This is a genomic window from Collinsella aerofaciens ATCC 25986 (assembly GCF_964259375.1).
Taxonomy (GTDB): Bacteria; Actinomycetota; Coriobacteriia; order Coriobacteriales; family Coriobacteriaceae; genus Collinsella; species Collinsella aerofaciens_BO.
Genome location: NZ_CAXVJM010000003.1, coordinates 127,031 through 139,301, shown reverse-complemented (window position 1 = coordinate 139,301; position 12,271 = coordinate 127,031). Strand labels below are relative to the sequence as shown.

At 57.8% G+C, this 12,271-nt stretch carries 12 protein-coding genes; 8 read left to right on the top strand and 4 right to left on the bottom strand.

All coding sequences use genetic code 11. The features are described 5' to 3' along the window. Positions 1-35: 35 nt before the first annotated feature. The 4 genes from ACEXKH_RS09665 (at position 36) to ACEXKH_RS02340 (ending at position 5,529) form a co-directional block, all read left to right on the top strand. The gene (locus tag ACEXKH_RS09665; protein WP_022094046.1) at positions 36-125 is read left to right on the top strand and encodes a CD1871A family CXXC motif-containing protein; all 90 of its coding nucleotides are present in this window, start codon (positions 36-38) and stop codon (positions 123-125) included. Between the two features lie 205 nt (positions 126-330). After that, on the top strand, positions 331-1,020 hold the full coding sequence (locus ACEXKH_RS02350) for a 4Fe-4S binding protein (protein WP_445012651.1): 690 nt from the start codon (positions 331-333) through the stop codon (positions 1,018-1,020). Positions 1,021-1,049: 29 nt separating this feature from the next. Continuing rightward, the gene (locus ACEXKH_RS02345) at positions 1,050-2,021 is read left to right on the top strand and encodes a TlpA family protein disulfide reductase (RefSeq protein ID WP_373572945.1); all 972 of its coding nucleotides are present in this window, start codon (positions 1,050-1,052) and stop codon (positions 2,019-2,021) included. Between the two features lie 253 nt (positions 2,022-2,274). Next, positions 2,275-5,529 carry an ABC transporter ATP-binding protein/permease gene (locus ACEXKH_RS02340; protein WP_373572944.1) on the top strand — a complete coding sequence of 1,085 codons (3,255 nt, stop codon included), beginning with the start codon at positions 2,275-2,277 and terminating at the stop codon, positions 5,527-5,529. A gap of 43 nt (positions 5,530-5,572) precedes the next feature. Here ACEXKH_RS02340 and ACEXKH_RS02335 read toward each other — a convergent pair whose 3' ends face one another. Beyond that, positions 5,573-6,706 carry a hypothetical protein gene (locus ACEXKH_RS02335; protein WP_373572943.1) on the bottom strand — a complete coding sequence of 378 codons (1,134 nt, stop codon included), beginning with the start codon at positions 6,704-6,706 and terminating at the stop codon, positions 5,573-5,575. A 257-nt stretch (positions 6,707-6,963) separates the two neighbouring features. Between ACEXKH_RS02335 and ACEXKH_RS02330 the strand changes: the two genes are divergently transcribed. Next, positions 6,964-7,917, top strand: coding sequence for a tRNA dihydrouridine synthase (locus tag ACEXKH_RS02330; protein WP_373572942.1), 954 nt, complete (start codon positions 6,964-6,966; stop codon positions 7,915-7,917). A gap of 77 nt (positions 7,918-7,994) precedes the next feature. Here ACEXKH_RS02330 and ACEXKH_RS02325 read toward each other — a convergent pair whose 3' ends face one another. From ACEXKH_RS02325 to ACEXKH_RS02315, 3 genes are all read right to left on the bottom strand, one after another. Further along, positions 7,995-8,879 (bottom strand): SIR2 family NAD-dependent protein deacylase, encoded by an 885-nt coding sequence (locus ACEXKH_RS02325; protein ID WP_373572941.1) that lies wholly within the window; start codon positions 8,877-8,879, stop codon positions 7,995-7,997. After that, entirely contained in the window at positions 8,821-9,606 is a 786-nt protein-coding gene (locus tag ACEXKH_RS02320) for a protein-ADP-ribose hydrolase (protein ID WP_373572940.1), read from the bottom strand. Before ACEXKH_RS02320 ends, ACEXKH_RS02325 begins: the two co-directional genes overlap by 59 nt. A gap of 141 nt (positions 9,607-9,747) precedes the next feature. Then, a complete protein-coding gene (locus ACEXKH_RS02315) occupies positions 9,748-10,080 on the bottom strand; it encodes a winged helix-turn-helix transcriptional regulator (protein ID WP_117862845.1) in 333 nt (110 codons plus the stop codon). A gap of 198 nt (positions 10,081-10,278) precedes the next feature. Here ACEXKH_RS02315 and ACEXKH_RS02310 point away from each other — a divergent pair, with 198 nt between their 5' ends. The 3 genes from ACEXKH_RS02310 to acgM are packed head-to-tail and all read left to right on the top strand — an operon-like array spanning position 10,279 to position 12,228. After that, positions 10,279-10,491 carry a hypothetical protein gene (locus ACEXKH_RS02310; protein WP_373572939.1) on the top strand — a complete coding sequence of 71 codons (213 nt, stop codon included), beginning with the start codon at positions 10,279-10,281 and terminating at the stop codon, positions 10,489-10,491. 24 nt (positions 10,492-10,515) lie between these two features. Continuing rightward, entirely contained in the window at positions 10,516-11,136 is a 621-nt protein-coding gene (locus ACEXKH_RS02305) for a 4Fe-4S binding protein (RefSeq protein WP_373572938.1), read from the top strand. A gap of 45 nt (positions 11,137-11,181) precedes the next feature. After that, positions 11,182-12,228 (top strand): radical SAM/SPASM domain protein, ACGX system, encoded by a 1,047-nt coding sequence (gene acgM / locus ACEXKH_RS02300; protein ID WP_373572937.1) that lies wholly within the window; start codon positions 11,182-11,184, stop codon positions 12,226-12,228. The last annotated feature ends 43 nt before the right edge of the window (positions 12,229-12,271 follow it).

Sequence of the window (12,271 nt, the reverse complement as noted above, 5' to 3'; positions counted from 1 at the left end):
TGGTACAGGTCGCTTTGTTGATCGTCGGAATTGCCATGGTGTGCTTTGGCGTTATGCGTGGCGAGGCGGATGCCGTGCTGGCCAAAGCGATTAGGCTGTGCTTGGAGTGTATCGGAATTGGATAAAAGAGAAAACACTGCGTCGCATGTTTTGGCCCGATTTCGCGGATTCATTCAGGCGGCGGCAACACTTATTACCAACATTCACCTGCCAAACTTTGCCAAAGGCGGCATCTATCAGGGCGCGGGAAAAACAGTCTGCGTACCTGGACTTAATTGCTATTCGTGCCCCGCGGCATCGGGTGCGTGCCCCATCGGGTCGTTCCAGTCGGTGGTAGGTTCATCCAAGTTCAACTTTTCTTACTACGTCACCGGTACGCTCATTTTGCTCGGCGTGCTGCTGGGACGCTTTGTATGCGGCTTTCTGTGCCCGTTTGGCTGGCTGCAAGAGCTGCTGCACAAGATTCCCGGCAAAAAGCTTTCGACAAAAAGGCTCAAGGCGCTTACGTATATCAAGTACGTCGTGTTGCTGTTTGCCGTGGTGCTGCTACCCGTCTTGGTGGTTAACGACGTGGGCATGGGCGACCCGTTCTTTTGTAAGTACATCTGTCCGCAGGGTGTGCTCGAGGGCGCCATTCCGCTGGCCATTGCCAATGCCGGCATTCGATCTGCGTTGGGACAGCTCTTTACTTGGAAACTTGTCGTTCTCATTGCCGTGGTAGTGCTGAGCGTTTTGTTCTATCGCCCCTTCTGCAAATGGATTTGCCCGCTCGGCGCATTCTATGCGCTCATGAATAGGGTGTCCCTACTGGGGATTCGGGTTGACGCATGCAAATGTGTCTCGTGCGGCAAGTGCTCAAAGGTTTGTCAGATGGACGTTGATGTGGTCCGCGCACCCAATCATGCCGAATGCATCCGGTGCGGAAAGTGCATCGGGGCCTGTCCCGTCGATGCCATTAGCTATCGCTATGGCCTGGATGTGTCGGCGGAAAAGCTCCCCTTGACCGCCGATAAAAAGTAAACAAGCTTCGACAAAACGGAGGAACGACTATGAAGCTTTCTAAGATTGCGGCCCTGTTTATGGTGCCGGTGCTGGCCTTGTGTCTTGTGGCGTGCTCGGCACCTGGCGGCAATGCGAGCGAATCTGCGAGCTCCGATCCTAAGATCGCAGAACTCACTGCGCAGAAGCCGGCCAATGCCGACGAGGCCGCCGAGCTGTATGCGAAGCTCATGCAGAAGGAGAACGAGATCTTTTCGAGTGATAACGCGCTGTGGGAAAAGGTATTCAATGCGGCAAATAAAGACTCGGCAATGATTGAGGACGGCAGCAATTACGGCGATTTCCTGCTCAAGACCATCGACGGCGCCAAGGATGAGTTCACGGCGGATGAGCTCAAGACGCTCAAGGCCGGTGCACAGCAGATCAAGGAGATCGAGGACAAGCTCGAGAGCCTGGAGAAGGAGTTCCCCGGCTGTGGAAGCACGCCGAGTGCAGGCGAGAGCGTCGACGCTTCGACCGCTGGCATGACGGCTGGTGCCAATGCTTCGAACGAGGCGACGAAGTTCCCCAGCTTTACGGGCAAGGACCTGGATGGCAACGACGTGAACAGCGACGAGCTGTTCTCTAAGAACAAGGTCACCGTCATGAACTTCTGGTTCACTACTTGCAAGCCGTGCGTGGGCGAGCTGGGCGATCTTGAGAAACTGAATCAGGAGCTTGCCAAGAAGGGCGGCCAGGTCGTGGGCGTCAATTCCTTTACGCTCGATGGCAACAAGGGCGAGATTGCAGATGCCAAGGACGTGCTGAGCAAGAAGGGCGTGACGTATAAGAACATCTGGTTCAAGTCGGATAGCGAGGCCGGTAAGTTCACGTCAAATTTGTTCTCGTTCCCGACAACGTATGTCATCGATCAGAATGGCAACATCGTAGGGGAGCCCATCGTGGGAGCCATCAGCTCCGCCGAGCAGCGCGCTGCACTCAACAAACTTATCGACCAGGCGATTGCGAATAGCGAGCAGTAAAAAACACGTAAAGCATCGCGAGGATCGTGTGTCGCTGTGCGGAGTAGTCCGCTGCCTTTCAAGATAATCTCCACCATATAGAGGCCCCACTTGGGGCCTCTTTTTTGGGCGCCGTTCCGTTCGTTTTTTGGCGCGGTTCCCTACATTCCTCACTGGTGTCGGTGAAAAATGGGGATAGAGTAGGACAAACGCGTCGAATACGAACGGCGGGGGAGAGCGGGCGAGCGCGCCCGCGTGGGAGAGGTTGCCGTCCATGCTGGATCTCAAAGATATTTGCAAAAGGTACGTTACGCAGTCGTTTACGCAGGTGGCGCTCGACAACGTAAGCCTGTCTTTTCGCGATAACGAGTTCGTTGCCATTTTGGGCCCTTCGGGCTCGGGTAAAACTACGATGCTCAATGTTATCGGCGGACTCGATCATTTCGATTCCGGCGACCTGCTGATCGACGGTATCTCGACCAAGGACTTTCGCGATCGCGATTGGGATGCCTATCGCAATAACCGCATCGGTTTTGTGTTCCAGAGCTATAACCTCATTCCGCATCAGACCATTTTGGAAAACGTGGAGCTGGCGCTTACGCTCACGGGCGTGGGGCATGCCGAGCGCCGCCAGCGTGCGCGCGAGGCGTTGGAGAAAGTCGGCCTGGGCGAGCACATGAACAAGCGCCCGAGCCAGCTATCGGGTGGACAGATGCAGCGCGTGGCCATCGCCCGCGCCCTGATCAACGATCCCGAGATCGTGCTGGCCGACGAGCCGACCGGCGCCTTGGACTCAACGACATCCGTGCAGGTCATGGATTTGCTCAAAGACGTGGCGCGCGACCGTCTGGTTATTATGGTCACGCACAATCCCGAGCTGGCGTACCAGTACGCCACGCGCATCGTCAACCTGGCGGACGGCAAGATCACCGCCGATTCCGATCCCTTCGATGTTGCCAAAGCCACGCGCCGCGAAGCCAGGCCCACGCGCAAAACCTCGATGAGCTTTGTGACGGCGCTAGGGCTTTCCGCCCGAAACCTCATGACCAAGAAGGGCCGTACGGCCATGACGGCCTTTGCGGGGTCCATCGGCATCATCGGCATCGCGGCGATTCTGGCGCTTTCCAACGGCGTAAACGGTTACATCAAAAAGGTCGAGGAGGACACGCTCTCGAGCTACCCGCTTACCATCTCCAAGCAGGACTACGACCTGTCGTCCATGATGGGCGGGCAGGGGGCTGCGGATGATGACTCGCCTGAAAGCGTGGATTCGTCCGACGACAGTGTCGGCGGCAAGGCTAAGGGAACCGATAAAATCCCCGTGGTCACGGCCGTAAAGGATATGTTCGCGAGCGTTAAGTCCAACGACATGACGAGCTTTAAGGCATGGCTCGATGCCGGTGGCGACGGTATCGATAAAGAGGTCAACGCCATTCAGTACGGCTACGGTGTATCGCCGGTTGTCTATCGTGCCGGGAAGGGCGATGAGAAGCCTGTCCGGCTGGTGCCCAACGCCATGACCGAGACCATGAGCGGGGGCGCGAGCTCGGCGGCAACGGTGAGCATGGAATCCATGGGAACCTCGGTCTTTAACGAGATGATTGACGACCAGAGCTTACTCGACAGCCAGTACGATGTCGTGGCGGGGCATTGGCCCATGTCTGCCAACGAAGCCGTGATGGTGCTTTCGAGTCGCGGTACGGTGGGCGACTACACGCTCTACAGCATCGGTGCGCTGGATATCAATGAGCTCAACGACCTGGTTAACAGCGCTATGACGGCTGACGGTGGCGTCGAAGCGCCCGAGACCGGTACCGACTTTACCTACGACGATGCGCTGTCCACGACGTTTAAGGTGCTGTCGCCGGCCGATGCGTATCGCAAAAACGAAGAGACCGGCATGTGGACTGACATGTCTGGCGACGCCGACTTTATGACGGCCAAGGTTGCCGACGGTATTGACGTGCGTATTGTGGGCGTGGTGCGACCGAACGAGACGGCCAACGCGAGCGCGTTGTCCCCGGGCATTGCCTATACGCATGCGCTGACTCGCCAGCTTATGGAACGCGCTGCCAATTCGCAGATTGTTCAGGAGCAACTTGCTCATCCCGAGACGGATGTCTTTACGGGCAAAACTTTCGACGAACTGCAAGGCGAGGCCAAACAAGGAGTGGATCTGGGCAGCATGTTCAGTGTGGACGAGGCGGCGCTCAAGAGCGCGTTCTCGTTCGATACGTCTGCGCTCTCGGGCGCTGCCGGCGGTATGGACCTTTCTGGTATCGACTTGTCCGGGCTGGACATTGACCTTTCGGGCGTTGGGAAGGACATCGACTTCAACGACATCATGGCCAAAGCGCCGGCCCCAGATTTTTCGGGCATCTTTGACGGCCTGGAGCTCACGCCCGAGCAAATGCAGCAGGTGGGAACGCTTGCCAACCAACTGTTTGAGGGCTTTTTGCAGTCTGATCAGTTTAAGGCGCTGTCGCCCGAAGATCTTAAGGACGCATCGAAGCTCGCTGCCGCATTCTCGACGTATCTTGAGAGTGATGCCACGGCCCAGCAAATCCTGGTCCAGCTCAAAGCGCTCGGCGGCGATGCCCTGGCCGAGCGCCTGCAACAGGCGATGACCGACTATGTGCAAAAGCAGCTGGCTCCGTATCTGCAGCAGGCTATGGATCAGGTGATGAAGGCAATCAGCGAGCAGATAGCGTCGACGGTATCGTCCCAGCTCAAGACGGGCGCGGCAGGGCTCATGGACCAGATGGCGACGCAGATGTCTTCGAGTTTTGCCAACCTGGCGAGCGCCATGCACGTGGATGCGAGTGCTTTTGCTCATGCTATCCACTTCAACATGGACGCCGAGGACCTGAGTTCGCTCATGATGAGCTATGCCAAGGCGTCGAAGCTCACCTACGACAACAATCTGACCACGTTGGGCTATGCGGACGAGGCAGACCCCATCTCGGTCAAGATTTTCCCGCGCGACTTTGAGGCCAAGGAGCGCGTGCTCGATCACATCGACGCGTACAACAAGCAGGTCAAAGCCGCCGGCCACGATGAACAGGCAATCTCGTACACCGACTACATGGGCATCATCATGGGCTCGGTAACCGACATCGTAAACACCATCAGTTTGGTGCTCATCGCGTTCGTGAGTATCAGTCTGGTGGTGAGCTCCATCATGATCGGTATCATCACCTACATCAGCGTGCTGGAGCGAAAAAAGGAGATTGGCATCCTGCGCGCGATCGGCACGTCAAAGCGCAACGTGGCCAACGTATTCAATGCCGAGACCTTTATTGAAGGCCTCATTGCCGGCGTCTTTGCCGTTGCTGTCGTGGTAGTCGTGAGCTTTCCGGTTAATGCCTGGGCACTTGCGGCCAAACAGGTCCCCAATCTGATGAGCCTGCCCGTGCAGGATGCGCTGGTGCTCATCGCGATTTCGGTGCTGCTGACGGTCGTTGCCGGCCTGCTGCCGGCCCGCAGCGCATCCAAGAAAGACCCCGTGGAGGCCCTACGCTCCGAATAATGTGACAAAGGGACAGCCCCTTTGTCACATTTCTCTCCTGCGCCTAGCTTGTTTTGCCCATCAGCGTGATGCGGATGGTTGGATGGGTGTACTCGTCAAACTCGTCCTTGGGATCCGTATCAAACGAGTAATACGCTTTGATGGGGTCGTCGCTCGTTCTGATAGAGATTCGCTCGTAGAGTGAGCCGCTCAAAAAAGCCTGCCTAAACTCTTCGGGGAGCTTCTGCGGTGCTAGGAGCTCGGGACTTGCGGTTTTGACGTCTATGGTTTGGACGACAGAGGAAAGCTCGTCAAGATCGAGCTCGATGCGGGCGAGGTTGTCCTCGAGGCTCGCATCGGGGTCGACCTCTGCCGCGTAGCTCACTTCCGCGAGCGTCCCCTTGTTGTCAAAATCCAGGTACGTATAGGTCTTCTGGGCATTGGAGTCGCCGTCGTGCAGATAGCCGCGGACGTGATAACCGTAGTCTTGATATCGCTCGTAGGGGTCATCGGCGGACACGTACTCGCATGAGGGCTCGAGCGCCTTGCGAGCGATGGCGATCTGCTCGGCCGCGGCCGCGGCGTTTTCTTGCATCTCGATGTTTCCCTGCGCCAGCTGTGGGATATAGGCGCCGCACACGATTGCGAGGGGCAGCGCCACAAGCGCGACGATCCACTTTTTTGCATGGGGGATAGGTACGCCACAGGCCTCTGCCATGGCCTTCGCGTTGGCAAAGCTTTCGGCAAGCACGTCTGCCGCGGTGGCGACGGCGCCTACGGCAGCGGCGACTTCTGCCGCGCCGCCCAGGTTGCGTGCAGCCTCGTTGTCGCTGTTCTTGAGCAGGCGTGCGGCGGCCTGCGTGCCAACAACGCCTGCGATTTGTGCCGAGCGGTCTTTCTCGTTCTGCTCGACGGCGAGCCGGTGCTGCATTTCCTTCCATTGCTTGCCACGCATGCCAAAGCGCGGGGCGAGAGCGCAATAGCAGAATATGACGAGCTCGATGGCGGTGAGCACCAAGGCGGTCATCATGCCCGTCTCTTGAAAGCCTTCGTGATGGAAGACGATGTCGTCGATCATTTCGAAGGGAATGATCGATAAGGGCAGCACGAATGCCATGGCAAGCGCCGCTCCGGCAACCTTGGGGCAGATGCAGTATCGCTGGATGCGCTTACGTTCTTGTTCGGAGAGTGCTGCCATGGCTGGTCCTTGGTGTCGTGGCGGTCGTTGTGGCGCGATGCCGTCATATGTGACTCAGTATAGAGAATCCCGCCATCGGTGAGCGCAGGTCATACGGCAAAAGTGCCACGACAGCCCTGGTTTAGAGCGGCTGCTCCTGTGCCCACGCGATGATGCCGCCCGATACGTATGTGTGCCAAAATAAACAGCCGAATGATGATTTGCAAATGTGACAAAGGGACAGTCCCTTTGTCACATTGATGTGAGAATGGATGTTGATGTATTTATCGCTGGCCCCTATGGAGGGGATTACCGGGCATGTGTTCCGTCGCGTGCATGCGGAGTGTTTCGGTGCGCTCGATTGTTATTACACGCCGTTTTTGCCGCCGCCACGGGTGGGCAACCGCTTTGGCGGTAAGGCGTTTAAAGAGGTGGATCCCGCCAATAACCAGGGGCTCAACGTGGTGCCTCAGTTGATGTCCAAGAACGCGGACGAGTTTGTGTGGGCGGCGCAGGTGCTCGCCGACATGGGTTACCGCGAGGTCAATCTCAACCTTGGCTGCCCCTCGGGCACGGTTGTCGCCAAGGGGAAGGGTTCGGGCTTTCTGCGCAATCTGGACGAGCTCGAGGTGTTCTTGAGTGACGTGTGCGAGCGCTCGCCATTGCCGGTGTCGGTCAAGACCAGGCTGGGGTTGGAAAGCGACGACGAATACGAGCGCGTACTCGACCTCTATTGCCGCATGCCGCTGGCGGAGCTGATCGTGCATCCGCGCGTGCAAAAGGACCGCTATGCGGGTTCGCCGCGCAAAGAGTTTTACGGCGAGACGCTGGAGCGGGCGCCGTTCCCGGTGGCCTACAACGGCGACATCTTTGATCTTGAGGACATGGATGCGCTGGTGGAGGCCTATCCCGGGACGCGTCACGTAATGTTGGGACGCGGCTTGCTTGCGAACCCCGCGCTGGCTCGCATGGTTAAGGGCGGCCCTACTGCCACGGCAGCTGAACTGCAACGCTTCCACGACACGCTGTTTGCGGCGTATGCAGAAGAGATTGGCGGCAACGCGGTCTTCCGCATGAAGGAGTGGTGGCTCTACGCCAAGTGCGCCTTCGCCGATCCCGCTACCGTTCACAAGATCGTGCGCAAGACCAAAAAGGTCGACGAATACCGCGCCGCCGTCGAGCGCGTCTTTCGCGAACAACCGCTCGCGCCCATAGCCCGCTTTTGCGGCTAAATGTAGTCGTTGGGGACGTTCTTTAACGACTAGTCATTTAAGAACGTTCCCAATGACTATGTTGAGCATCGGATTCGTCATCTGACGGCTTGGACGGCAAGTGCGTCCAGCACGCGCCCTGCGTCGGCGTCAATCAGGATGCTGCGATCGGCGATTTCTGCAGGGGCGACTGCCTCGCCAAAATTGACGCACGCGTATGTAGCGCGCTCGTTTTTGGCGGTCATCTGCCAAAACGGGTATTTGATGATGACGGGCGTGTTGCCGCCTACGCCAAGCTCCAAGAACAGGATGCGCATATTGTTGTGGCGGCGCAGGAAATCTTGGTAACGGTCGGCCGCGGCATACCAGCCCTTATCCTGCACAAACGTATCGTCGGCGCGCAGGTTCATCGTGAGCGGGGAGCCGCAATGGGGGCAACGGGGCACTAGCGTAGAAGGAATGCGCAGGTCTTCTTGGGCGGCGACCATGTTATGTACGAGCTCTTCGTTGTCCCAAGTTTCCTGACAGCAGGGCTTGCTGCACTGGAATAGACCATAGTCGCCCTGCGTGTAAAAGAGTCGCTGTTTATCGAAACCGGCGCGTTGGAAGCAATGGTCTACGTTTGTGGTCAGCACAAAGTAATCTCGGTCGCGCAGCAGGCCCAAAAGCTGTTCGTAGATGGGCTTGGGTATGGGGTCATATCGGTTGCACATGATATAGCGGCTCCAAAATGCCCAGTATTCCTCGAGGGAGTCATAGGGGTAGAAACCGCCGGAGTACATGTCGGTAAAGCCGTAGCGTGCGGCGAAGTTGCCAAAGAGCTTCTCGAAGCGCTCTCCCGCGTAGGCGTAGCCAGCCGCGGTGGAAAGACCCGCGCCGGCGCCGATTATCACGGCGTCGGATGCATCGAGTGCGGCTCGGAGTTTAGCGATCTGCTTGGAGAAGGTCGCGGTAGATTGACTCGTCAGACGCGAGAAAAACATTGAAGATCACCTTAAGGTTGGGGTCGTTATGGTCTAGATGATGACGAACGGCATCGATGGCAACGCACGCGGCAGCTTGTTGGGGATAACCAAAGACGCCCGTCGAAATGCAGCAGAAGGCAAGCGTGTCGAGCTTTCGGCTCGTCGCTTCTTCCAGGCAGCTGGTGTAGCAACGGCGCAGTAGCAGTTCCTCGCGCGGGCCAGGCTTATGGTTGGGCACGATGGGACCGACGGTGTGGAAGATATGGCTGCTGGGCAGGTTAAAGGCTGGCGTGACCTTGACGCATGCGGTCGGTTCCTCATGCCCCTGTTTACACATGAGGCTGGCGCACGTCAGGCGCAGCTGCATGCCGGCGTATGTGTGGATGGCATTGTCGATGCAGTGGTGTCCCGGCACAAAACAGCCGAGCATTTGGCTGTTGGCGGCGTTGACGATGGCGTCGGCCTTAAGCAGCGTGATGTCGCCACGCCAGACGGCAATGCGATTGCAGTAGGGAAGCGTGCCGGCATCGGTTGCGCCGCCGCGCTCAACAAGCCGCTGCTGCAAGTAGGCATCCTGGATATCGAGCACCTCTGTCGCGAGCGCTTCGGGCGACCGCACGTTCATGAGGGCCCTGAGCAAATCGCGCTGCTCGCTGGCTCCGGCGGGAACATCAACACCGCGCCCGTCCGGTCGCGCGTCGAGCAATGCGTCGATAAGCCAAATACGACGCTCGGCTTGATTCATGGCTGACCTCCTGTCCAATTGAGTTGGGCGTGTTTGACAGCAGTGTGCAACCCGGACCGCTTCTTCAAAAGAAGGCACAAAAAGGTAAGCGCCGTGGAGCGGTATGCCCCACGGCGCTCAATTTGCAAAAGCCCGTAGCTGCTAGGAGCTTCGCACAAGCTGCTGGTAGTCGGTGCCCCATTCCACAAGAGAATCGATGATAGGCATAAGGCTTTGACCCAGCTCGCTCAGCGCGTATTCGGTACGGATGGGCGTTTCGGGAATGACGGTGCGCGTGATAAGTCCCGCGGCATCCATTTCCTTTAGGTTTGACGAGAGCACCTTTTGACTGATGCCGGGAATAGAGCGATGTAGCGCGTTGAAGCCTAGGGGCTGCTCAATGAGCTGCTGGATGATATAGATTTTCCACTTGTTGCCAAAGAGCTGAAAACACGTAGCGACGGGGCAGGGAGGCAGTTCTTCTTTGGTGAGCATGGTAACCTCGCAATCGGGTAGGTTGCTTGCATTATCGCAGCTGCTGGCGCCCGCGGCTACAACTTACTTTTTGGTAACTGGCTAATAGATTAGTGCCTTCTTTTGGGTGGGGTGCATTCCTCGCATGATGTGCTTAGGCGCAAAAGCGTCTACGTCCGGGCGGCTTCGCCCAGCCGCCCCCAATCGAAAGGAATTGCCATGTCCGAGAATCTCGAGAACGTTGCCGCCTTCGCTTCTTGCGGTACCGCCGATCCCGCCCCTGCCTGCGGCTCCGCCGATCCCAAGGCCGCGCCTGCCTGCGGCACCGCTTGCGGCTCTGCCGACCCCGCGGCCACCCCTGCTTGCGGCTCCGCCGATCCCAAGGCTGCTCCGGCCTGCGGCACCGCTTGCGGCGCTGCGGACGCTCAGTAAGCAATCGCTAGGAGGGGACTCGTAATGGATGCTCAGACTTGTCTCAAGAAGATGCAGCTTGCCGGGACGCTCTCGCTGGCAACTGTGGACGAAAATGGCGCGCCGCAAATTCGCTGCGTGAGCGCTGTACATTACGAGTCCCGCGCCATCTACTTCCTCACGGCGCGCGGCAAGGAGATGGCCCGCCAGCTTATGACCGATGGGCGCGTCCAAACGCTCGTCCACACGCGGTTTAACGAAATGATCCGCATGTCCGGCGTTGCCACTCCCGCCTTGGATTCCGAGCAAGTTTACTGGCGTGACGTTATTTATGCCGAGCAGCCGTATCTTGCTAACGTTTATCCCGGTGATACGCGTGATATCAACATTATCTTTAAGGTCGAAAACATCGTGCTCGACTACTTTAACCTGGGGGTTCGTCCTATTGAGCGCGCTGTCTTTACCCTAGACGAGGACATGGCGTCCGCGCCCGTTAAGGGTTTTCGTATTGATTCCGATGCGTGTATCGGTTGCGGTACCTGTCTTGAGCACTGTCCGCAGAAGTGCATCGAGCCGGGTGACTCGTATCGCATAGAGCCTGGGCACTGCTTGCACTGTGGAGCCTGTGAAGAGAATTGCCCCGTCGGCGCCGTTGAGCGCCTGTAGCCCAATACCGTCATCAATTTGAACATCGACCAAGGGAGTCCCACGATGCAAAAGCCTGCGTTTGCCTTCCAGTGGCATATTACGGATGAATGCGATCAGCGTTGCAAACATTGCTATATCTTCGCCAACGGTGCCTGCGCTGGTTTTAAGCGCATGCCGTGGGAGCAGATGGTCGAGGTCGTCGATCAGGCCCAGGCCCTCTGCGAGCGCATCGGTCGTCAGCCGTACTTTTACGTTACGGGCGGTGACCCCATTCTCCATCCCGATTTTTGGCGCCTTGCCGAGCTTTTGCATGAGCGGGGTTTTATGTGGTGCGTGATGGGCAATCCGTTCCACCTGACCGACGAGGTCTGCGCCCGCATGAAAGAGTTGGGGTGCCGCAAATACCAGCTCTCGCTCGATGGACTCGAGAAAACGCACGATTACTTCCGTAAGCCCGGCTCGTTTGTCGAGACCTTGCGTGCGATTGGGTGCCTTAAGCGCGCGGGTATCTGGGTTGCCGTTATGAACACGGTTTCGAGTATGAATGCCGCCGAGCTGCCGCAGCTCATTGACCTTGTGGCAAGCCTTGAAGTCGACGTGTTCGCTTTTGGACGATACTGCCCCACCTCGGGCCAAAAGCGTGATGAGTTCCATCTGGAGCCGCTGGAATTTCGCGACGTGCTGCTGGCCGCGCAAGAGCGTATGGAGTTTCACCAGGCTGCGGGCTGCAAAACGTTCTTCCAGCTCAAAGATCACCTGTGGACGCTTCTTTTGTGGGAGCAGGGCAAATTCACCATCCCCAAGAGCGCCAAGCCCGGCATGATCTACGACGGCTGCCATTGCGGTACGGGCCATATGACGGTGCTGCCTACGGGCGACGTCTATGCGTGCCGTCGCATGGAGAGCAAGGTGGGCAACGTTGCCGAGAACTCGCTCGAGGAGCTGTTCTTTTCGCCGCAGATGGAAGCAAAGCGCGACTTTAAAAAGTTCAAGAAGTGCTCCAAATGCGAACTTTTTGGCTGGTGCCGCGGCTGCCCCGCTGTGACGTATGGTTACACAGGCGATATGTACGAAGCCGATCCTCAGTGCTGGAAAGAGATCGAGGAATAGGATCGCCGTGTCATCGGGTAGTCGTTGGGGACGTTCTTAACCG

What these genes read in the sequence shown, in the direction of transcription:
- ACEXKH_RS02325 (WP_373572941.1), bottom strand. Translation starts at nt 8,879, where the DNA reads ATGTTTTTCTCGCGTCTGACGAGTCAATCTACCGCGACCTTCTCCAAG.
- ACEXKH_RS02335 (WP_373572943.1), bottom strand. Translation starts at nt 6,706, where the DNA reads ATGGCAGCACTCTCCGAACAAGAACGTAAGCGCATCCAGCGATACTGC.
- acgM (WP_373572937.1), top strand. Translation starts at nt 11,182, where the DNA reads ATGCAAAAGCCTGCGTTTGCCTTCCAGTGGCATATTACGGATGAATGC.
- ACEXKH_RS09665 (WP_022094046.1), top strand. Translation starts at nt 36, where the DNA reads ATGGTGTGCTTTGGCGTTATGCGTGGCGAGGCGGATGCCGTGCTGGCC.
- ACEXKH_RS02310 (WP_373572939.1), top strand. Translation starts at nt 10,279, where the DNA reads ATGTCCGAGAATCTCGAGAACGTTGCCGCCTTCGCTTCTTGCGGTACC.
- ACEXKH_RS02340 (WP_373572944.1), top strand. Translation starts at nt 2,275, where the DNA reads ATGCTGGATCTCAAAGATATTTGCAAAAGGTACGTTACGCAGTCGTTT.
- ACEXKH_RS02320 (WP_373572940.1), bottom strand. Translation starts at nt 9,606, where the DNA reads ATGAATCAAGCCGAGCGTCGTATTTGGCTTATCGACGCATTGCTCGAC.
- ACEXKH_RS02330 (WP_373572942.1), top strand. Translation starts at nt 6,964, where the DNA reads ATGTATTTATCGCTGGCCCCTATGGAGGGGATTACCGGGCATGTGTTC.
- ACEXKH_RS02305 (WP_373572938.1), top strand. Translation starts at nt 10,516, where the DNA reads ATGGATGCTCAGACTTGTCTCAAGAAGATGCAGCTTGCCGGGACGCTC.
- ACEXKH_RS02345 (WP_373572945.1), top strand. Translation starts at nt 1,050, where the DNA reads ATGAAGCTTTCTAAGATTGCGGCCCTGTTTATGGTGCCGGTGCTGGCC.
- ACEXKH_RS02315 (WP_117862845.1), bottom strand. Translation starts at nt 10,080, where the DNA reads ATGCTCACCAAAGAAGAACTGCCTCCCTGCCCCGTCGCTACGTGTTTT.